Below are 19352 nucleotides of genomic sequence, written 5' to 3'. Positions count from 1 at the left end.
GCGCTCAACGCCGGCTGTGCGATGCACATGCGCGCGGCCGCACGATTGAAGTGCAGTTCCTCGGCCACCGCGACGAAATAGGAAAGCTGACGTAGTTCCATCTGCGGCTCCGCTCCTCATCGCCTCATCGACCATTGCAATCATCACTACATATTGTTCTTATAACACTCCATATCGTTCGTGGCTATATTTGTGTCTCTGAGGAACAAATTGTTCCCATGGACACACTCGCAAGACGATTGCAGGAGCGAGCCCAACAGCTGGGTATTTCAAATGCTGAGGCAGCTCGGCGGGTGGGGCTCGACGAACGTCGTTATGCGCATTACGCGTCAGGGCGCAGAGAGCCAGACTTGGCAACGCTCGTGAGAATCGCAGACGCTTTGGGAACTTCGCCTAACTGGCTCTTAGGAGTGACCGTCAGCACATCGCAGGATGCGCATTTGGCGGCCTTGGTCGAACGCTTCGCCAATGCAGCGAATGGCATGTCCAAACAAGAAATCGAGCTCTGCGTGATACAGGCAGAGGCAATTGTCGCAGCCAAGAATCGGGCCTAACCTTTGCCCTTCAGGCATTCCAGTCGATACATTATGCGATCATTTTGGCCCAGAGCGTGAACATACGCGCAACAAGCCTTTGTACAGGGTTGATCCGCCCTTCGGCTTGACCGTTGCTTCACGGGAGTTCAATGCATTTTTTACGGCATAAATATCCCAGCGCCAGATGCTGGCGAACCGCATGGTTGCCGGGATGGTGCCCGCCTTTTCCGGAACGCCATGCAATGCGCCATTTTGCAGAAATCGCCGGAACAAACTCGTTTAGGAACTTCGCGGCGTCGCCTGATGTCTTTGGCTGCGCGCCAGCCCGACAAAGCGACGCTTCACCTCTTCGAACAGGGCCGGAGGCAACGGGCCGTGGTAGCCGCTATCCGTGTCGAGCGGCCGGACGTCCGGCCCTGGCCAGGCAAAGCGGTTGCTTTCCGTCAAGACAATCCAGGAGCGTTCGTCATCCAGTCCCAAACGACGTTTTGTCGCCGTCGGGATCTCGACTGCCTCGGCTGGATTGGAGGGCGGCGCATGCGTGATCGGAAGGACGCGGACCACCGGCGTTCCATCTTCCAAGGTGGCAACGATGGCAAGAACGAGCGCCGGGCGATCCTTGTCACCCTCTTCTCGTCCCTCCAAATGCTGCCAGTGCCAAAGATAGGAATACCGGAAGACCCAGCCGACCTTTGGCTCAGTCGGCAGCATTCTTGTCCTTCGTCAATTCGGCATTGAGATGGTCAAGTCCAGGATCCATCGTGGATGTTTCGACTGCAGCGAGGTCGTCCGCATCCAACGCGCTCGTCAGTTCGACTCGGCGCTCGCGCCGCATCAAGCGAAGATAGTCCTCATAGGCGATCAAAACCGTACGCGGTCGGCCGTTCTTGGTGATAATCAACGGCTCGCGCACGGCTGCGTCCTGGTAGGCTCCAAAGTTCTTGGAGACCGCAGCGGCAGTGACGGTGGATGTCATCATGCACCTCCATTTTTCCGTAAAATACGTACTTTACGGAAATTTACAAGACGCCAACGTCACCAAGAGATTAAATATGGTCCGGAAGAAAGCAACGGATGTCGTCCCGAAAGTCGATGACGTGGCGACACTGAAACACCTCGCCAGCGAGGGCATGGGCGACAACACGTTTCTTGCTTCCTTGCTACCTCACTGGTGCCTACACGCCAACGGCGCCTGCCTTCCTGTGGGGCCCGAGCCGGTCGGCTCAACGTCGATTGGTTGCAGGCTGGAGTCCTGCCGGGCCCTCCATACCGCCAAACTGATCCCCAGACGGCCACCAGCATGCCGCACTCTCGGTCGCAAAAGGCTTTTGCGAACTACTTACGACAAGGAATCACTGAGCGAAGACCGCGGCCTTTGCTTGCTACGACCGTTGCGCCCACACCTTCATGTTAGCGATCTGCATCGCCGCCGCCTTAATATTCTGGCTCTGATCAGAGGGTCATGATCTTAGATTATTCTTCCATTCCTTGGCTTTATCAATTATTTCAATTATGTATATCCCTTTTTGTTCTGTGTAGTTTCTTCTATTGCTTCTATTGCTTTTTTCTAAGTGAATTTTTAGTTTTTCATATTTCTTTGCCTCTTCTGTATGGTGATTTAAATAATCTCTAAAGTTAATTTGATCGTTCCACCTATCACTATTATGCTTTACGATATGGATATGATGCGTCCTTATTTCCTCACTCATGTCTCCTTTTATAAAAAGTACATCATCTTCTTTAAAGGGTCGGTGAAAATAATTATTCTGAGCCAATTTTTCTATAAATGAATTGACTCCATTTAATTCCTCTACCCCTACAATAATATCAATTATCGGCTTTGCTTTTATACTTTTAATAGATGTACTTCCGACATGCTGTATATCTACCGCAAAAACTCCAAGTATACGTTTTAAGTCATTAATTGCTTCATTTGCGTATGTTTCCCACAGAGTACTATGAGACAGTAATTTTACCGTGCCTCTTCTCAATCCCAAAATAGTTATATCCTGCATGCTGTTTATTTCCTGTATGTGAACCTTAATCCGGCGATCATCAACCTTGCGACACCATGGGATAGAGGAAAATAAGGCTCAATACGGCGCATCTGCGATAGCGACAACCGAATAAGGTGACCAGAGGCGCACCTCCTAAGGCGACCACTGAAACAGTGAAATTAATCCACGCGATCATCGCCTTTTTCAATCGAGCAGTCTTGCTTGACCCTCAGCTTGCGCGCGCGCCCAACCAGCGACCTTGACCACTGCCATACCGGCCTGAATCACACGCTGATGCCAGCGGGCGAAGATCACCCCATCGTTCTCGACAACGATATCGGACCACCGTCCGTCCGAATTCGCGCTAAAAGCGTCGTAGAACCGTGCGACGCAGTCTCCCTTCTTCACCTGTGTTCCCAGCGGTTTGAGGTGCATGACGATGCCCGTTCGCTCGCTTCTGACGACTTCGACCGCATCCAGCGTCGTGAGGAGCGGGTCCGCGCCAATGTCGGTTCGGCTGATGCCTTTCACTGCGCCCACACGAACAAGAAAATCGTTAAGCGCTCGGCTATCGGAAACCGCAAACTCCGGCGTGACATCGGAAAGTCCGCGCATTTCGAGCGTACAGGCCGCAGTCCTGAATGCAGCCCGATAACTATTCTCACGCAGATGAGCATTGATGATATCCCAAGCCTCGCTATGCACCTCGTCGAACGGAGCATCCGCCGACTTGTCCGCGAGAATAACGACAGGGATATCGAGTTTTTGTGCCAGGTGCTGGAACACAGGCCACGATGTCCCGGAGGTATAGAGGTGAAGGGTGGCCTCCATATCGGCATGAACATCGACAATTACATCGGAACCCCATGCCAATCCCATCAATGCCGATTGCAGGCGTTCTACCGGAGTGCCAAAGCCAGCGAGACTGTCGAAGATTTCAGCACCGATGCGCAGTGCTTCAGCGGCCGTTTGTCGGTCACAACCGAGCTCCTTCAACCGCTCCACCACCTTTTCTCCGACCTGGGGGAATCCGCGATTGAAGTTTCGGCCGTCGAATGAAAATCGGCCCAAGTGGCGCCCGAGAACGAACTGCTTCGCGCCGAGTGGATTGCAATGCGGCACGACAACGATCTCGCCAATGATCTGGCCGGCGGCGTCCGCCTTCTTCAACAGCTCGACCAACTCGCAGAGCGCCACTGTGGCGGAAACCTCGTCTGCGTGAAGGGCCCCCTGCAGGTACACCTTCGGCCGCGCGCCGGTGGCGCCAAAACGGTGAACGACAACGGCTTCTCCGGCAACATCTATCCGCTCAACCTCCATGACGAGGCATGGCTCCAAAGAGATTGATCGAAACCCGCGCAGCTGGCGCGGACAAGCCTTCGACGGGCAAACCCGTCGATGCAGGTCCCGGGTTTGTGTAGTAGCGGTTTCGGACCGACATGTTGTCATGCAGTTCGTCCGCTGAGCTGCCGGCGGTATAGTAGGTCGTCGCCTTACGCACGTCCTGGAAGCTCAGGTCTGTGTCCTTAAAAACCGCCTCCACCGCTTTCATGATGCTGGCTGTCTGCTCCACCAGGCTGCGATCGGATGAGACATCAAAGGCCTGCAGATAAAAATGATCGCCTGCCATGCACAGCGATATCGATAAACCGTCCGGGTCACCCGACCAATGGCCCGTGGCGGGAGCCTTGGCGAACGTCAGCTCTGCGACGATATCCGCGTCGATATCGGAGACCCGCACGGCGTTGCGCGCCGAACCACTCCCGTTCTCTGAAAGACCAGTATTGGGGATGTCGCAACCGACCGGAAGAAACCATTGTTGTGCAAGCAACGTACTCTCCGTAAGGTTTGCGCGAGCGAGGAGTCGGCTCAGCAGCGGCCCGAGTTCCTGATCGGTAGCGCGAGGAAACGAAACTGTCGCCCAGTGGAACGGACCGGCGTCGGACACCTCCAGTATGAGACCACTCTCCTCATCGACAATGTGGTTGAAGTCTGCCTTCTCTTCGGAGGCAAACACGTCGACCTCGATCAGCATGCCGTCATAGTAGAAATGCGGAACGGCCACCGGAATGACCTGAACGGATTGTCCGAACGCACCGCAGAACAATTCCTTCAAACGCGCTGCGTCGCCCGGGGCCGTCTTCACATAATAGACAAGAAGCTGGCCGACAGACCAGATCGCGCACCCCATCTCCCCGAGATAGCGCTCGATGAAGCCTATGACGGCCTCCGCCTGTGCCGAGAGGTCGCCGGGAAACAGGACGGCGCCTTCCCCGTCCAGCGGGCACTGGCCGCAGGACCAGGCAAGCGTCCCTTCCTTCACGATGAGCGAATAGGGATGCTCGATGCGCATCTTCCAGACATTGTCGAAGGGAAGGAACGAAAGCGATGTGTCGCGCATGAGATCTTACCCCGCCTGCAGAACCTTGGAGAGAAACTGGGCTGCCCGCGGGCTTTGCGGTTGAGTGAAGAAGGCATTCGGCTCGCCCTGTTCGACAAACTTCCCGCCTTCAAAGAAACAAACACGGTCGGCCACCTCGCGCGCGAAACCCATCTGATGGGTTACGAGCAGCATCGTATAGGAATGCGTGCGCGCCAGTTCGCGGATGACCTCAAGCACCTCGCCCACCATTTCCGGATCGAGGGCAGACGTCGGCTCGTCAAACAGCAGAATTTCAGGCTGCATGGCGAGTGCACGCGCGATGGCAACACGCTGCTGCTGGCCGCCGGAAAGCTGGCTTGGATAGTGGTTCCGTTTGTCAGCAAGCCCGACCTTTGCAAGCAGGCCTTCGGCGCGCGCCTCCGCTTCAGCCCGTGGGAGGCCAAGAGAATGAATCGGCGCCTCAATGCAATTGCCAAGAACCGTCATGTGCGGAAAGAGGTTGAAGCTCTGAAACACCATGCCGATCTTCGATCGCAGCTTTCGCACATGGGCCTGGCTTGCCGGGACGAGTGCGTCGCCCTGCCGCATCCTGTTCATCGGTTCGCCGTCTATCCAGATCACGCCCTCGTTGATCCGTTCGAGTGTCATCAGAACCCGCAGAACCGTGGTCTTGCCCGATCCGGAGGGGCCGATGACCGCCACAACTTCGCCGGGCGCGATATCGAGGTCCAGGCTGTCGAGGACGGTCAACTCCCCGTAACGCTTTGTGACTTTGTCGAACCTGATTTTCGGCGTTTTCAACGGTAGATCCTCCGGTTGACGATGAATTCGACCCAGCGGACAAGCGCTGCGCAAATGAGGCTGAGAATGAGAAAAAGCAGGCCGGTCAGGGTGATCGCCTCCGAGAAACGGTAGAATTCCGCGCCGATGAGCTTTGCCGCCTGCATCATCTCGGCGACGGCGACGAAGGAGAGCAGCGGTGTCTCCTTGAAGATGACGATCAGGTAATTGCCGAGCGAGGGTACGATCGGCGGCAGCATCTGCGGAATGATGACATCCCGCATCGTGCGGTAACGACCGAGATTGAGCGCCGTGCACGCCTCCCACTGCCCGCGCGGCACGGCTTCGAAACCGGCCCGGAAGACTTCCGAGCAAAGCGCGGCGTAGTAAACGCCAATCGCAAGTACCCCCGTGGCGAACGGCGGTAGCGTGATGCCCACTTCCGGCAGGAGATAGAACAGGAAAAAGATCTGCACGAGCAGCGGTGTCGAACGGAGGAATTCGACAATCTCGCCGACAATAACCGATATGCTCCGGTTCTTCCCCACCCGCAGCAGCATCAGCGGCAGACCTAGCAGGACGGCCAGCAGGAAGGCGAGGATGGTGACTTCGATTGTGGTGATTATGCCCGAAAGAAGCCGGGGCATGACGGTGTGAATGGCAAAGGTCCAGTCCCAGTTCATCAGTTGAGCGCTCCCCGGTAACGCGACACGCGGACTTCCAGGAGCTTCGATCCGTAGCGGACAACCTGGCAGAGGCAGTAATAGAGCAGCATGGTGATCAGGAAGATCTCGACCGTGCGGTAGTGGATGAGGTTCTGCTTGACGGCGGCGGAGGTGATGTCGACCAGCGTGACCGCCGAGACCATGGCCGTCGCCTTGACGAGCTCGATCGTCAGATTGGTCATGCCGGGCACCATGATCGCGAAGGCCTGCGGAAGGACGATCCGGAAAAGCCGCTTCCATTCGGGCATGTTGAGGGCGATGCAGGCTTCGGTCTGGCCGCGCGGCACGGACAGGATCGCGCCTCGCACCACTTCCGCCCCATAGGCCCCGAAGTTGAGCCCCATGCCTAAGACAGCTGCCGTCATCGGCGTGAGCACCACGCCGAATTCGGGAAGCACGAAAAACAGCCAGAACAGCTGCACAAGCAGTGAGGTGCCACGGAAAATCTCGACATAGATTCCCGCGGCAAACCGCAGCGCCAGGTTCGCACTCGTTCGGCCAAGCGCGGCGAGTAGCGAACAGAAGAGGAAGAGCACGAAGGACAGTCCCGCAACCTGAAGCGTGACGACGAGACCTTTCAGCAGCGCCGGCAGGAAGACCTTGAGTTCGGAAAAGGTAGCGAACGCCAACCCGACCAGAAAGGCGATGGCCCCGACCAAGGCGGAGATACGAACGGTGTTCATCCGGCAAAAACCTCGATGAGACGAAAGACAGTCCAGGCGTTGCCTTCGCGACCTCGGGCTGGCCTATCTCCCGTTGAATTGTAGCGCAGAGCCCGGCGCTAAACGATCAGCCGGCGGCTGAACAGCCGGCCGAATTTGTTGGAAGGCGCCTCGGCGCCGACAGTCTCCAGGCATTGCCACGCGATGGCCTGGTTGCTGGTGACGACGGGCTTTCCAGTCCGCTCTTCGATTTCAGCAATGACCGACCCAACCACGATACCGGTGCAGGAGATGAAGATAGCCTCCGCGCTGTCTGAATCCGCGGCCAGCGCGGCCGTGACGAAGCACTCCGGCGGCATGAGCATCATCGCAAAACCATCCTCGGTGTGAAATGCTGCGCCGCTTACGATCTCGAACCCGTCCTTGGACAGAACACCTGCTACCTGGGCATTCACGCTCGTCACATAAGGTGTGGCGACGGCGATCTTGCGTACTTTCAAAGCGTTCAGTGCTCTTGCAACGGCCCCAATCGGCGTGATGACGGGGATCTCGGGCCGAACGGTCTCGATCAGTGTGGTCAACCGATCGTGGCCGATGAATGCGCTTCCCGAGGTGCAGCCGTAGACGATGCAATCCAGCCATTCGGCTTCCGGAAGAAGATCGGCTGCCGCAACCACCCGATCTCCCATTTTCGACAGTTCCGTACCAACCGTGGTTCCGCTGAAGGGAACGCGTGAGGTGTAGATGCCCGCGGAGGTCCCATCCAGGAAACGATGCAACTCGCCAGACATGGCAGTTTCCATCGTCAACTCGATGAGGCCGATCGCCGGCCGGTGCACGGGAACGTTGCGCAGCATCGGCATGGCAACGTGCTGCCAATTCTCGGCGCCCGATCCGTCAGTGACGGGGAGGTTAGTAGGGGTTATCAGTGACATGCTATCTCCTTTCTTCGGGTTCAATGGTCGTACCGCCTGAGTGGCCACCAGCGTCCCTCCGCCGGCGGGGCTGTTGACCCGGCTAACGCTCGCGCCACCAGTCCTGTGCCTGCAGCTTCCAGTAAGTGAGTTGGGCAATGGACATGCCTGCAACCCCGCCGGCCCACGCCAGGCCGAATGGACTAAAGATCCTGTATCGATCGGACTGACCGAGGATGGCTTCGGCGACAAGCTTGCCCCCAATCGCCGTGGTATTGAGGCCATGACCGCCAAACGCCGTGCAATACCAGACCCCAGGCTGCAATCTGCCGACCTGGGGCATCAGATGCCTGGCATAGGACATCAACCCCGACCAAGAGACCTCGGTCTTGAGATCAGCAAGCTGCGGAAACGTGGTCGTCATCTCGCGGCGCAACTGTGCGGCCAACACTCCGGGCGACGCGGCCCTTGTGGTTATCCGTCCGCCCCAAAGGAGACGCCGGCCGCCGTCGACGACACGATAGTAGTCGCCTGCCCGCCGGCTATCGAGGACTGCGTCTGTGGTGGTCACCGCAGCACGGACAAGGTCGGGCCTCGCTTCCGAAAGCATGACGTAGGTAGCGATCGGCAGATAGGCGCGTCTCAATTTCGGGATCAGTCCGCCCGTATAGCCTCCGGTGGCAATCACCACATCCCGCGCCTTGACCTGCCCGCCGGCGGCGCGAAGCGATTTTTCCGGTCCGGAGAACGTACCGGATAGGGTACGGCTCGTTTCAAAGACCTTGCCGCCGAGGCGCTCTATTTCGCGGCCGACCGCGCGCAGGTAGTTCAGCGGATGCATGTGGAAGGCTCGCGGATCGCGCAACGCTTGAAAATAGCGTTTTGAATTGAGAACGCCTTGCACCTGTTCGCGTCCCAGATACTCGATGGGGTAGCCGAATTCCCGTTGAAGATGGTCTGCCTGAGACCGCAATTCCGTACCGTCCTCATGCCGCGAAACGCTCATGATACCGTCGACAGGAGCAGCACAAGCGATGTTCAGAGCACGGATCGTATCCCGAACAAATTCCATGCCTTCGATCGAAAGCCTATGCAGCGCACGTGCGTTGTCAGTGCCTGCGGCTCGCTCAATGGTCTTGTGCCCGGTCGCATAGCCGGGGAAAACAAAGCCGCCGTTTCGGCCGGAAGCACCCCAGCCTACGCGCTCGGCCTCCAACACCGCGACCGACTGCCCGCTGCGGGCCAACTGCAACGCCACGGTCAGGCCGGCAAGCCCCCCGCCAACAACGCATGTGTCACACTCGATCGTTCCGGCCAGAGCCGAAAACGGCGCATCGTCCGCAAGTGTTCTTCCATAGAATGTATCGATGTAGCCCATGGGGGTCCCAGTCAGGTTGAGGTATTCGCGTTGTTGCATACGGTCGGGTCGCCAAGCGCCAAAAAATCCACAGCGATACGGCTGTTCTGGTCAGCGAGCCGGAATACCGGCAGCCCGGTAGAAGCGGGGCCAGGGCGCTGGTAGTAGCCGTTGCGGACCATCATGTTTTCGTAGAGTTCATCCGCCGTGCTGCCACCGACATAGTGGCTCGTGGATTTGACGACGGAGTTGAAGTCCATGTCTTCAGCAGCCAGCGCCTCGGCAAGCGCTTCCATGAGTTTTGTTGTCTGCGGAACCAGTCCCAGTTCCGGGTCGAGCGAGCGTCCGCTCAGCCAAACGAACCGTCCCGATCGGCGTGAGACGACCCTGACATTGCCAATGTCCCTTGTTTCTCGCTCAACCTTTGCCGTGCGGCCCCTCACATAGGTCAACTCTCCGACCAGGCGGGCAGCCGGGTCCGCGCTTTCCACAAGACTGCCCTTGTCGGAAATCAGCCTGGCCTGCCAGAGGGTATCGGCAAGCCGGCCGGCGTTCCCCTGTGGCGCCATCCAATGTTCGGCAAGGCGCTGGTCGGGCGCAATTCCAAAATCGGCAAGCGCCGATTGCAGCAAAGCGATACCTTCGGTCATCCGGGCGGGATCGATCGTCAAGCCAACCCACGAGAGTTCACCCGCGTCGACAATCTTGACCAGTGCCCCGTCGCGCGAATGTTCGTAAGTCGCACCATCGGCAGCACCGCCGAAAGCATCGGCCTCGATCAGCATTCCGTCATAGTAGAAGTAGGGAACAGCGATCGGAACCAGCACCGGACGGGTGCCGAAGCGTTCACGGCAGCAGGCCATCATCCGAGCTGCATCGTCGGCTTCCCGCTGCACATAATAAAGAACGAGTTTTCCGATGGCGCTGAGTGGAATTCCGTTCTTTCCCAGGATCGCCTCGATGTGATCGCAAACGACGCGCGTCTGACCGAGCAGATCGTTGGGCGCCAGAACATTCGAAGCTCCGTCCAGCGGGACCTGGCCACAGGTCCAGGAAAGCTCCCGATCACTGACGAGCAGAGAGTAAGGAACCTGGATCTCCAGTTTCCAGGGGTCGCCAAATGGGATGAACGATCGCATCATCAATCCTGTTCTCTACCCGGGGCGTGGCCACCATCGCCCGCCCGCCGTTTCGGTGCGCACAAGATGCATCGCCTCACGCAACCCCACCATTGACAAAAAAATCGGCGCGTCCCTAAATTCAAGTTATGAAAAACTTGCGTTCAGCCGTCGGCACACCATCAGCGATCATTGCTTTCGAGACGGCAGGCAGGCATTTGAATTTCAGCAAAGCCGCGGACGAATTGAACGTCAGCCAGCCCGCAATAAGCCGGCAGATCCGCAATCTCGAGGCCCATATCGGCCGGCCCCTGTTCATTCGCCGTGGCAACAAGGTTCAATTGACCGAGCAGGGGCGGATCCTGTTCGAGGCCACAAGTGGATCCTTCCAGCAAATCATTGCTGCAGTGGACCAAATCGTCGAGGGAACGCGCGACAAGGTCATAAAGCTTCAATCGCAGCCGATTCTGATTTCGACCTTCCTCATTCCAGCCGTCATCGAGCTGCAGCGCGCATTTCCCGACGTCCTTATCGACATACAGGCATCGGACAACAACGCCGCAATCGACAACGAGCGACCAACCATCGCGATACTGTATGGAGATGGAAATTGGCCGGGAATGAAGTCGGAGCTGTTGTTCCGCGACGTCTACTTTCCGACCTGCCATCCGCTCCTGCTCAAGGAGATCCGAAGCGCCGACCCAGCAGAGCTTTTTAGCCGCCTGCCTCTCGTGCAGATCCCGAATTTTATCGACCCGTGGATGGAGTGGCGCAAATGGGGAGAACACTTCGGCATCGACAGCCTGACGACGAAGCGGCCTCAATTCATCAATGACTATGAGATGCTGTTGCGGGCGTGCCGCTCCGGGCAAGGCGTGGCCGTTGGTGCGATCCACTTCGTTAGGGAGGCGCTCGCGGAAGGCTCGCTGGTCCGCATCACCGAGCTGACCGTGAACTCGAATTTCGGCTTCCATTTCGTTTATGACCGGACCTGGCTGGAAAACCGAGCGTTCGTTGACGTTCTCTCATGGCTGCGCGACTGCGCCGAAGACACGCGGCAGCAATGTCAGGCCATGCTGGAAAACAAAGAGCTGCTGTGGCGGCCATGATGCCGGCGCTGGCTCGCGGCTTCAGACTGCTGAAAAGCTGTCGTCCCGAGCCGAGACGTTGCTCCGTCCAAATACGGAGCTGGCGAAAACGACGCGGGAGACTTCACCCGGATGTTGGAACGCATGCCGCCGCGCCGACGGCATGCGTCATGAACTCACTTGCCGGCGCACAGGTTCTCGGTGGAAAACCGCGGCATTTCGTCGGCAGAGAGACCATTGCGCTTGAGCATCTCCACTTGTTCAGAGCTCGCCAGTCGCTTTTTCAGGGACACGTTGAACGCCTTTACAAATTCCGCGTCGGTCTGGCGGAAAGCAAAGGCGCCATGCGGCATCACGACACGACCCTTGACGGTGTCAAACGGCTTGGTCATCTCCAGGTCGCGTTCGGGAACGGAATCGACCAGGGCCCTGATCCCGGGTGCGTCGACGTAGAGTGCATCGACACGTCCCGCCCGCAGTGCCGCAGCGCCAGTCGCGGTATCGGGGACTTGCATGACGTTCGCCTCCAGCACACCGGCATCTGCGGCGTATCCCACCTGCGCGCTTCCCGCGATGACAGCGACCTTTAGTCCCTTCGCCGCCAGGTCTTCAATGGACTGCAAGCCGTTCGAATTGCCTTTCGGGATAGCCATCGCTTGCGAAAAGCCGAGATATGGCTCCGAGAAGGCGACCTGCTTACAGCGGTCCGGAGTGACGTACATTCCCGCCGCGACGATATCGAAGCGCCCTGCGTTCAGGCCGGGAACAAGATTACCCCAATCAGTATCCACCATATCTGCGATTTTTAGGCCCATGTCCTCCAGAACGGCACGAACTGTCTCCGGATCAGTTCCCACCAAGTCCCCGGCCTCGTTGAGATAGGCATTCGGGCGGTAGCTATAAAAAGCGATCGTCAGGCCTTCGTTGTGACCCTTCGCATCCAGGCTCTCGGCTGATGCGATATTTGCAGCGCCTGGGCCGAACGACAAGGCCAGCGCAAATGCCGTGACGGTCAGTGCTCTTCGAGTACGGTTCATTTCATCCTCCCATGATTGCGTTCCGTTCGAGCCCAGATTCTGAAATACATCTCCTCACGGTCAATGGCACAAATACTTCGGTACTTGATAACCTGATGTTATGAACGATGACGCGCCCTACGCTGGCAATGGGTGGCAATCCCAAAGGCCTCCGACCCGCTACATGCACAAAACAAGCAGAGCGCGTGCCAGTCGATACATTATGCGATCTTGTGAGCCCAGAACGTGAACATCCTAGCAACCAGCCCTCTAACGGTCCTTCAATCACTGGCCACTTGGGCCACGGACAGGTTTTGGTAGTCCGAAGCGGACAATCAATTCGTTGGACAGGGGCGGCGGGTTTGCGCCTTCAAACCAAACGCAGTTGTTCACGACGCTACATTCCAATAGCAGACTCTGTTAGTAGCATTTGAAGCATCGACAACCTCGCCGCGTTATGGAGATTTTTTTGCAAGACGTTCTGATCGAAAGGCGTCAGGTTGTGCGGATACACATCGATCAACTCGTACGATCGACCGCACCGAGTGCGCCACGGGAAGACGAGGCAATCTATGCCAGCATCGCGTTGCGCTTTCTGATGGACGACAACGCGCTGGGCGCCGTTGCTCATGAGCTCGGAATTGCCGTGGAAGTCGATGTCCCCGACTTCACCGGAACTCCGCTGACACAGGCGATTGTGTTCGCCGCAGGCGGCTATCCTTATGATGGTCATGTAACCGAGGCTTATTATGCTTATCGTGCTTCCGGGCGCGAAAGTCCTCACCGTCAGCAGTTTGAAGAAAACGTGAAGGCGTCGCCCAGTCGTCCGCCGGTGATAGCGCTGAAGTTCACCAAGTTTCTCGCTACGCCTTGTTTGGGGTTTGCCGGTGAGATCGTCGATCGCGCGACACTCATCCGCTATGTCGCTAACAGATGCGGCGGGGCCCACCACCATAGTTCCCGCACCAAGTTCGACGCGATCGACAATAGGCTGACCGATGTTGGGCGCGGACTGCGGGTTCGCGGCGATGGTATGTCTGTGGTGTTCATGGAGACTCTTGGGACTGCATGGTTGTTGCTACAGAGCCCCGGTGTCACCGCGCTGCGGCACGCCTTAGCCTCTGATTGCGGCCCGTAGTTCAAGGCGGTCTCGGAAATTCAAGTCCTCCGAGTCATAGGGAGTTGACTTGCCTATTCGCGACATGCAAGCAGCCGTCTATTTTGCTCTGTTGTTATTTGTTGGTCTCTTTAAAGTCGAACTCTCTATCCTTTCGCGTTCAGACGCGTGTAGCGAGCACGGGCATGACGTTGAGAGGGAGCGCCTGACGCGCCGACCCCGAAAACCCAGAGTGCCATTGGCGAAGCTTCAAAGATTGCCGCTCGACCGGATCGGCCGGACTTGGCTGATCAGATCGGGTTGCAGGGATAGGCGTTCCTGATCTCGGCATTGAAGAACTGTCCGATAGAGGAGGCCTCCACCAGCCGATCGTACATGAACTGGGGGACGTTGTAGTATTCGTAAACCTTGCCGGTGGCGACGAACTCCACCTCAAGTGTCTCTGAATCAGGAGCATAGCCCACTGAAGCCAAACTCGACGAGCTTACTGGATGTCGTTCCATTCATTCCTCCGTCCATCGTGGGTTCTGGGATCGCCATGCAGCCGTGACGTTCACGTAATTCTCGCCGCTGCGTTCCTTACTCCAGTTTTGAGCAACGCGCGGATCCTCGCTGGCGGGCCGCTTGCCTTCCTCGGGAAGCGTGATCCTGCATCGCACAGGCAGCTTGGCAGCCTCGCCGGTGATCACAGCTTCGCCCGTACGAAGCACCGGCAAGCTGTCCACGATGCCGCTCAAACTGTCAGGCAGGGCAGCCTGAACCTTGCTGCGGTCCGACGAGTTCGACAGGCGCAGCGAGAAGAACGTGCCGCACTGGGAGAGAATGGTCTCGTCGATCTCGGATGGGCGCTGGCTCACGATCATCGCGCCGAGGCCAAACTTGCGACCCTCTTTAACAATGCGCTGGACGGCATCCCGCGCAAGGTTGGCATCGTCCCGGCCCAGGTAGCGATGTGCCTCCTCCAAAACTACCAGCAGGGGACGCGCTCGCCCACCCTCGGGCATCTCACGGCTCCAGAAGAGAGCCTCGTAAATGATGTTCAGGATGCCTCCAATTAGGCGCATAAGGATCGAGCTCGGCACACCCGACAGATCCAGCACTGTGATCGGCCGATCGTGCCCGAGCCAACTCTCGAGCAATTGGGGCAGGTCGTTCTGCGGAACCCCGTTGAGGCTCGGCTCCCATGGTCCAGGATGGAGCATGAAATCGTACTGTCGATCCAGTAGCCTTGACCTAAGCTGTTCGAGCTGTCGCCGGATCGACAGCACGTTCGTTTTGTTTGCGAACGGCGACGTGCTGCCTTGACCGGGCAACGGATAGGTAGGCGCCGTAAGTGTTTCAGCATCGCCCTGAGCGGTTTGAGCCGAAGTCTGCTGAGTGTTCTCTATCCAGGTCTTAATTTCCGGGTCGATCAGGTGGAACCAAAGCGATTTCAGGCTGAACGGCAGAGGGCTGCCCGCGGTCAACGAGTTGGCATCGACGCCGGGACAATTCATCTGGGCCAAGACTGCAGTTTTCGCTCTGAGAATGCGGTCCTGAATCGCCGTTAGCGCCTTCTCCTCGGTCTTGCCGAGCAGGAACGTCAACAGGTCCTCCAGATCGAGTGCCCAATAGGGAACATAGAGGCGTTCCTCATTCTCAAGCGGGTTCACGCGGAAGACTTTGGCGACCTCGCCAAGCGCGCGGCCGTACTCGCCGTGGATGTCCATCAAGAGCACCCGTGCATTTGGAAAGCTGGAGTGGTCACCCTGGCCAACCGAAAGGGAGCGCAGCAGGCTTGTGACCGTCGTCGACTTGCCAGCGCCAGTCGACCCCAATACCGCGGAGTGGCGCGTCACTAGCTTGTCCAGATCGACACGGACGGGGATGCTTTCTGCCCCAGACAGTCTACCGATGGTGACCTGCCCCGTGTCAGTGGTCCCGTAGATGCGGGCGAGATCCTCCTCGACGACGAGATGCACCTGGTCGTTAATCGCAGGATACTGGCTGATCCCACGCTCGAAGGTCGCTTCTAGGACCTCACCAACGAGCTGCACCTTGATCCAGCGGTCCCCTCTGGCCCCGCTATCCACCAGCGTCTCAGGGGTGGCCGTAGCACCGACGTCGGAGATGATACCGTACAGGTCGTGATAGCCCTGCGGGATGCGGACGAAGCTGCCGACCTGGCCGATACGGTAACTGCGACCACCAATGATAGCGATACCAGAGGCAGTCCCCTCGAACTGTCGCACATTGATCGTCGCGCCCGCCACGGCTCCAACGTGACCGAGAAGCGTTGGTGCGCTCATCACGCTACCGTGGAGGCGGATGCGGCCGAAACGTCCGCCGCAGCGGGTGCGGCCGATGTAACGAAGACCTGCGTGGAACGCGACGCGGAGAAGAAACGCGCAAACGGCTCGATTGCCCCGAGCGTAAACTCATGCTGGCCGCCACCTTGAGGCTCCGACCAGTAAGAGGACCGGATCGGTCCCCAGTCCTTTGAGGGAAGCTCCGAAGGCACGCGCCACGGGCCCTCCGACCCATTCACCAACGCCGCGTCACGAGCGTAGACGCTGAAGTTAGGTAGCCGGCGACCGAGCTCTCTAGCACAAGTCTCGTTGGCGAGTTTCTGGAACTGGAACGCGAACACGCTCGCGGATGGGTTCGACGCGAGTCCCTCATCGATTCGTGCTGAGATATGAGCGTCAGCGAACGAGAACCCGATCGAAATCAGCAGAGTGTCCGGCGTCGCGAGGAAGGCGCGCAGCCTGTCAAGAAGCGCTGCGTAAGGTGCCTTTTGGGTCTGCTCGTACTTGAGGTGCTCGGGGAAGACGAGATGCCGGGCGTTGTCCTTTCCGGAGCGGATCACCTCTTCCTTGCCGTTAGAGCACCACCCTAGCGACCCGTGCAACTTCCAGAGACGCGTCCATCTTGCAGGTAGGTCGTTGTTGGAGACCGTGACCGGGTCGAAGAAAGGCTCACGACCACCCGTGAAGCCGTCGAAGTACGGCGCGCGCACGCGCTCGAGCGCTTCCTCGAGCAGCAGATCGTAGTTCGTCGTGAAGATCTCGATAGGATGATCACGACCGGCACCTGTGATCCAGGTCACGATGTCGCTGTAGGCCGAGTTGCTCTCGGGCAAGGTGACTGTAACGACCTTCCCGATCTCCTCGCACACGCGCTCGCCAAACTGCGCATATCCTGGTCCGTCCAAGTCATGGATCTTGGCCGGCCCTATCACCTTCGCGAGCGACCGAATCCTGGACAGGAGCGTCTCGATGTCGTCCTTGGGCGCGAGCTCCTTCTTAAGCTCGGCGATCTGCTTCCCATATTCTATCTCGAGTTCATCGAGGACAAGTTTGGTCAAACCGGCGACCGCCGGTATCAGAGGGTAGGTCCCATCTGTTTTCTTCATTCCTGCCGAAGCGCCGGCGCCCAAAAGCAGTCCGATCCTCTTTCGGCCTCCGGCTATAATCGCACGGAGCGCGGTCATGTATTGGTCAGGATTGTGTACGATCTCGCTTGGCATAGTTCCCCCAAGCAACGACTATGGCACCTCCACAGTTTAAACGACAAATTGAATCTTACTCAATTCACACCATATCGTTCTGAGCCGGCACGATTTGTTCGGTGGGCGGCACTCGGCCAGCCATTACGGTGCAAATGGCGGCGGATAAAACAACCCGCCTGAAGGCCTGTGTACAATAAGGGCGCGAGAAGCAGCCGTATGTGGACGGCCCCAACTGGCACCATCCGCCTGAGAAGACTGGAAGCCGGCAACATGCCGCTCTGTCCGGATGTCTCCGATCTTACGCCTTGAGCGGAATCGAACCGTCGACACTTTTCAGTTGGGCTCAGGTGAAGTCATCAAACGTATCACCCTCCTCCCAGGGTAGGCCTTGCGCCAGCACGAAATGTTTCTCGGCGCCCTCGCCAGTGAAAAAGGTGCCTTGGCTTTCATGCACAAACCTGCCGTCCTCAAACGTCACCTGCGTAAGTGACCAAGGTTTGATCGCATCAGGGCCGTGTTCTCCAAGAATGAGAAGGCGTTCGCCGTCCGAGGACGTAGCGGCTTTGCCAACCTTGGTGACGCCATAAGGCGAAATGGCAACGATCGTACCCTGCTGCAAGCGCTCGTAGTAGGTAGCCAACGGCGTCCCATCGGTTGTTTCGGGGCATAACGGAAACTCGGCTGGGACTCTCCACTTGCGCTGAACAGCACCCGGAGTTTTCGACAGAACGAATTCCGGTAATGGCGCTTCTATGGGGGCTGCCGACCTACCGAAGATCCATTCACCGAGAGTGCCTTTGCCTGCGGGGCGGTCAGATTGCGCCCAAGCGAGCAGGCGCTTGCGGCTATACTCTGCCTCCGTCAATGAGACCGTTCGCATCCATTCCCAATCCTGCGCGAGTTTGCCGTTCTTCGGATTAGCCGGATCAGCAAGAAACTCCTCGATGCTACCGTAAAGCAACTCCACGCGCTTCGCTGTGATCGGATTGAGGAGGATGTTTTCAAGTCTCGTAACCCAGCGCAAATTCTCGGGACGGTTGTTGCAGCGGTTTGTATCGACGTGATCGACAACATGACCTTTACTCGGTTGCTCGCCGTGAAAAGCCGTTGCGACAATCCGGTGAACTTTATGAGCCGAGATTGCCATGTAGGCATCGCTTGCGCTTTGCACACCAAACGTCCAGATCTCATCGAGTGGCCGGCGCCGTTTTCCCTCTAACGCGGTTCGGAACACCGCACCGTTATCGCGTACGCGATAGGTCTCCCCACGATAGCTACAACGGGCCTCGTTCTCGAAAACATGGATCTGCGTCTCGCTCGACATACCCATCTCCTACCATCGATAAATCATTGGGGCAGCGAGCCGCCAGCGCCCCTACCCGTCTCTCTCTGCGTGCTTGCCGTCTGACCATATTTCGTAATCGGTTTTTTGAACTTCCAATCGCGAATTCGCTTCGCCGATACGCCAACGTCGAAGTAGGTAAAACTCCAACGCTTTGCGGGTGGTGACTTTCAATGTCTCTTCCGTGAAACCGTATTCTTTCCGAACGACCACGGCCTGTTCGATTGAAAGACCAGCTTTCGGCCGAAGCCAGATGACAGCACGCGTATTCCAATCCTCATCCTCCGGAAGCAGATCTACAACTTCACGCGTTTCAAACGAGCTTCCTTCGTCGATGCGAACAGGCAAATAGTCGCGATAAGATTGGTGCTTAAAGCTGTACGCACGAAGATGGACGTTTTCGCCATCCAAAGTGAACCGAACCGGTGCGAGCCATTGGCTTTCGTCAGCACCCGTTGTCATCGACGTGTAGGAAACGTTGATCGCCTTGGCAGATTTCATTGCCTCGTGAAGCCGGACAATGATTGATGGCTCGGCCCACCGCTTGGGCGGAGGAACGATCGCAGACGATCGCCCCTCGCTCAGATTCGCGAGCGCTTCAAAATCTGACGTCAAATCAGGGGGGACAAGGGCGCGATGCCCATCAGCGACAATGTAGGCCTTGCGAACCGCGTCGTACTCTGGGGGTATCGAAGCAATTTGCAGATAAGCTCGGAAATCGAGAGCAGCTTGGGCACTTGAGATGTCGAAGCGCTCCATAAGATCGCGCCTCTTAGCGCTACCTCGCCAAACGAGGCAGCGATCAAGGAAAACTATGCGCTGTCTTT

General features: G+C 57.7%; 21 protein-coding genes and 1 pseudogene. 4 read left to right on the top strand and 18 right to left on the bottom strand.

The annotated features are described in order from the left end of the window. Positions 1 to 101: LysR family transcriptional regulator (locus tag C1A35_RS29960; protein WP_158665204.1), on the bottom strand; the 101-nt coding region annotated here is incomplete at its 3' end. Positions 102 to 218: 117 nt separating this feature from the next. On the opposite strand from C1A35_RS29960, the gene C1A35_RS29955 reads away from it, so the two are divergent. Continuing rightward, a complete protein-coding gene (locus C1A35_RS29955; RefSeq protein WP_104667881.1) occupies positions 219 to 554 on the top strand; it encodes a helix-turn-helix domain-containing protein in 336 nt (111 codons plus the stop codon). Between the two features lie 261 nt (positions 555 to 815). On the opposite strand, the gene C1A35_RS29950 is transcribed toward C1A35_RS29955, so the two are convergent. Continuing rightward, positions 816 to 1247: a plasmid maintenance toxin (PemK-like) gene (locus C1A35_RS29950; protein WP_104667880.1), complete on the bottom strand. Its 432-nt coding sequence runs from the start codon at positions 1245 to 1247 to the stop codon at positions 816 to 818. Continuing rightward, positions 1234 to 1512 (bottom strand): type II toxin-antitoxin system Phd/YefM family antitoxin, encoded by a 279-nt coding sequence (locus C1A35_RS29945; RefSeq protein ID WP_104667891.1) that lies wholly within the window; start codon positions 1510 to 1512, stop codon positions 1234 to 1236. Before C1A35_RS29945 ends, C1A35_RS29950 begins: the two co-directional genes overlap by 14 nt. Before the next feature lie 115 nt (positions 1513 to 1627). Between C1A35_RS29945 and C1A35_RS37370 the strand changes: the two are divergent. Next, a pseudogene (locus C1A35_RS37370) lies at positions 1628 to 1738 on the top strand (integrase); the annotation flags it as partial. A gap of 258 nt (positions 1739 to 1996) precedes the next feature. Here C1A35_RS37370 and C1A35_RS29940 read toward each other — a convergent pair. The 9 genes from C1A35_RS29940 to C1A35_RS29905 form a co-directional block, all read right to left on the bottom strand. Next, the gene (locus C1A35_RS29940; RefSeq protein WP_104667879.1) at positions 1997 to 2551 is read right to left on the bottom strand and encodes a GrpB family protein; all 555 of its coding nucleotides are present in this window, start codon (positions 2549 to 2551) and stop codon (positions 1997 to 1999) included. 186 nt (positions 2552 to 2737) lie between these two features. After that, positions 2738 to 3853 carry a succinylglutamate desuccinylase/aspartoacylase domain-containing protein gene (locus C1A35_RS29935; protein ID WP_158665203.1) on the bottom strand — a complete coding sequence of 372 codons (1116 nt, stop codon included), beginning with the start codon at positions 3851 to 3853 and terminating at the stop codon, positions 2738 to 2740. Beyond that, the gene (locus C1A35_RS36125; RefSeq protein WP_158665202.1) at positions 3843 to 4934 is read right to left on the bottom strand and encodes a Rid family hydrolase; all 1092 of its coding nucleotides are present in this window, start codon (positions 4932 to 4934) and stop codon (positions 3843 to 3845) included. Before C1A35_RS36125 ends, C1A35_RS29935 begins: the two co-directional genes overlap by 11 nt. A gap of 6 nt (positions 4935 to 4940) precedes the next feature. Next, positions 4941 to 5717, bottom strand: a complete 777-nt coding sequence (ehuA, locus tag C1A35_RS29930; RefSeq protein WP_104667877.1) for an ectoine/hydroxyectoine ABC transporter ATP-binding protein EhuA — start codon at positions 5715 to 5717, stop codon at positions 4941 to 4943. After that, positions 5714 to 6379, bottom strand: coding sequence for an ectoine/hydroxyectoine ABC transporter permease subunit EhuD (gene ehuD / locus C1A35_RS29925; protein WP_104667876.1), 666 nt, complete (start codon positions 6377 to 6379; stop codon positions 5714 to 5716). Before ehuD ends, ehuA begins: the two co-directional genes overlap by 4 nt. After that, the gene (gene ehuC, locus C1A35_RS29920) at positions 6379 to 7104 is read right to left on the bottom strand and encodes an ectoine/hydroxyectoine ABC transporter permease subunit EhuC (protein WP_104667875.1); all 726 of its coding nucleotides are present in this window, start codon (positions 7102 to 7104) and stop codon (positions 6379 to 6381) included. Before ehuC ends, ehuD begins: the two co-directional genes overlap by 1 nt. A gap of 98 nt (positions 7105 to 7202) precedes the next feature. Then, positions 7203 to 8018, bottom strand: coding sequence for a maleate cis-trans isomerase family protein (locus C1A35_RS29915; protein WP_158665201.1), 816 nt, complete (start codon positions 8016 to 8018; stop codon positions 7203 to 7205). 82 nt (positions 8019 to 8100) lie between these two features. Continuing rightward, on the bottom strand, positions 8101 to 9375 hold the full coding sequence (locus tag C1A35_RS29910; RefSeq protein WP_104667873.1) for an NAD(P)/FAD-dependent oxidoreductase: 1275 nt from the start codon (positions 9373 to 9375) through the stop codon (positions 8101 to 8103). Positions 9376 to 9386: 11 nt separating this feature from the next. Continuing rightward, the gene (locus C1A35_RS29905; protein WP_104667872.1) at positions 9387 to 10496 is read right to left on the bottom strand and encodes a RidA family protein; all 1110 of its coding nucleotides are present in this window, start codon (positions 10494 to 10496) and stop codon (positions 9387 to 9389) included. 125 nt (positions 10497 to 10621) lie between these two features. On the opposite strand from C1A35_RS29905, the gene C1A35_RS29900 reads away from it, so the two are divergent. Next, a complete protein-coding gene (locus C1A35_RS29900) occupies positions 10622 to 11581 on the top strand; it encodes a LysR family transcriptional regulator (RefSeq protein ID WP_104667871.1) in 960 nt (319 codons plus the stop codon). Between the two features lie 155 nt (positions 11582 to 11736). Here C1A35_RS29900 and ehuB read toward each other — a convergent pair whose 3' ends face one another. Next, positions 11737 to 12597: an ectoine/hydroxyectoine ABC transporter substrate-binding protein EhuB gene (gene ehuB / locus C1A35_RS29895; protein WP_104667870.1), complete on the bottom strand. Its 861-nt coding sequence runs from the start codon at positions 12595 to 12597 to the stop codon at positions 11737 to 11739. Between the two features lie 448 nt (positions 12598 to 13045). On the opposite strand from ehuB, the gene C1A35_RS29890 reads away from it, so the two are divergent. Next, the gene (locus C1A35_RS29890) at positions 13046 to 13714 is read left to right on the top strand and encodes a hypothetical protein (RefSeq protein WP_158665200.1); all 669 of its coding nucleotides are present in this window, start codon (positions 13046 to 13048) and stop codon (positions 13712 to 13714) included. Positions 13715 to 13983: 269 nt separating this feature from the next. On the opposite strand, the gene C1A35_RS29885 is transcribed toward C1A35_RS29890, so the two are convergent. The 5 genes from C1A35_RS29885 to C1A35_RS29865 form a co-directional block, all read right to left on the bottom strand. After that, complete coding sequence (locus tag C1A35_RS29885) at positions 13984 to 14196, bottom strand: KTSC domain-containing protein (protein ID WP_104667868.1); 213 nt, start codon at positions 14194 to 14196, stop codon at positions 13984 to 13986. After that, positions 14197 to 15981 carry an ATP-binding protein gene (locus tag C1A35_RS29880; protein ID WP_104667867.1) on the bottom strand — a complete coding sequence of 595 codons (1785 nt, stop codon included), beginning with the start codon at positions 15979 to 15981 and terminating at the stop codon, positions 14197 to 14199. Beyond that, entirely contained in the window at positions 15981 to 17165 is a 1185-nt protein-coding gene (locus tag C1A35_RS29875; protein WP_199773067.1) for an SIR2 family NAD-dependent protein deacylase, read from the bottom strand. The genes C1A35_RS29880 and C1A35_RS29875 overlap by 1 nt, the downstream gene beginning before the upstream one ends. A 361-nt stretch (positions 17166 to 17526) precedes the next feature. Further along, the gene (locus tag C1A35_RS29870; protein ID WP_104667865.1) at positions 17527 to 18507 is read right to left on the bottom strand and encodes an HNH endonuclease signature motif containing protein; all 981 of its coding nucleotides are present in this window, start codon (positions 18505 to 18507) and stop codon (positions 17527 to 17529) included. 51 nt (positions 18508 to 18558) lie between these two features. Further along, complete coding sequence (locus C1A35_RS29865; protein WP_158665199.1) at positions 18559 to 19284, bottom strand: hypothetical protein; 726 nt, start codon at positions 19282 to 19284, stop codon at positions 18559 to 18561. Between the last annotated feature and the right edge of the window lie 68 nt (positions 19285 to 19352).

The sequence above is a fragment of the Ensifer adhaerens genome, assembly GCF_002940685.1.
Classification (GTDB): Bacteria; Pseudomonadota; Alphaproteobacteria; order Rhizobiales; family Rhizobiaceae; genus Ensifer; species Ensifer adhaerens_E.
The sequence above is the reverse complement of the archived record's forward strand: the minus strand, read 5'-3'. Positions and strand labels throughout refer to the sequence as shown.

What these genes read in the sequence shown, in the direction of transcription:
- C1A35_RS29955 (WP_104667881.1), top strand. Translation starts at nt 219, where the DNA reads ATGGACACACTCGCAAGACGATTGCAGGAGCGAGCCCAACAGCTGGGT.
- C1A35_RS29950 (WP_104667880.1), bottom strand. Translation starts at nt 1,247, where the DNA reads ATGCTGCCGACTGAGCCAAAGGTCGGCTGGGTCTTCCGGTATTCCTAT.
- C1A35_RS29945 (WP_104667891.1), bottom strand. Translation starts at nt 1,512, where the DNA reads ATGACATCCACCGTCACTGCCGCTGCGGTCTCCAAGAACTTTGGAGCC.
- C1A35_RS29940 (WP_104667879.1), bottom strand. Translation starts at nt 2,551, where the DNA reads ATGCAGGATATAACTATTTTGGGATTGAGAAGAGGCACGGTAAAATTA.
- C1A35_RS29935 (WP_158665203.1), bottom strand. Translation starts at nt 3,853, where the DNA reads ATGGAGGTTGAGCGGATAGATGTTGCCGGAGAAGCCGTTGTCGTTCAC.
- C1A35_RS36125 (WP_158665202.1), bottom strand. Translation starts at nt 4,934, where the DNA reads ATGCGCGACACATCGCTTTCGTTCCTTCCCTTCGACAATGTCTGGAAG.
- ehuD (WP_104667876.1), bottom strand. Translation starts at nt 6,379, where the DNA reads ATGAACTGGGACTGGACCTTTGCCATTCACACCGTCATGCCCCGGCTT.
- ehuC (WP_104667875.1), bottom strand. Translation starts at nt 7,104, where the DNA reads ATGAACACCGTTCGTATCTCCGCCTTGGTCGGGGCCATCGCCTTTCTG.
- C1A35_RS29915 (WP_158665201.1), bottom strand. Translation starts at nt 8,018, where the DNA reads ATGTCACTGATAACCCCTACTAACCTCCCCGTCACTGACGGATCGGGC.
- C1A35_RS29910 (WP_104667873.1), bottom strand. Translation starts at nt 9,375, where the DNA reads ATGGGCTACATCGATACATTCTATGGAAGAACACTTGCGGACGATGCG.
- C1A35_RS29905 (WP_104667872.1), bottom strand. Translation starts at nt 10,496, where the DNA reads ATGATGCGATCGTTCATCCCATTTGGCGACCCCTGGAAACTGGAGATC.
- C1A35_RS29900 (WP_104667871.1), top strand. Translation starts at nt 10,622, where the DNA reads ATGAAAAACTTGCGTTCAGCCGTCGGCACACCATCAGCGATCATTGCT.
- ehuB (WP_104667870.1), bottom strand. Translation starts at nt 12,597, where the DNA reads ATGAACCGTACTCGAAGAGCACTGACCGTCACGGCATTTGCGCTGGCC.
- C1A35_RS29885 (WP_104667868.1), bottom strand. Translation starts at nt 14,196, where the DNA reads ATGGAACGACATCCAGTAAGCTCGTCGAGTTTGGCTTCAGTGGGCTAT.
- C1A35_RS29880 (WP_104667867.1), bottom strand. Translation starts at nt 15,981, where the DNA reads ATGAGCGCACCAACGCTTCTCGGTCACGTTGGAGCCGTGGCGGGCGCG.
- C1A35_RS29875 (WP_199773067.1), bottom strand. Translation starts at nt 17,165, where the DNA reads ATGACCGCGCTCCGTGCGATTATAGCCGGAGGCCGAAAGAGGATCGGA.
- C1A35_RS29870 (WP_104667865.1), bottom strand. Translation starts at nt 18,507, where the DNA reads ATGTCGAGCGAGACGCAGATCCATGTTTTCGAGAACGAGGCCCGTTGT.
- C1A35_RS29865 (WP_158665199.1), bottom strand. Translation starts at nt 19,284, where the DNA reads ATGGAGCGCTTCGACATCTCAAGTGCCCAAGCTGCTCTCGATTTCCGA.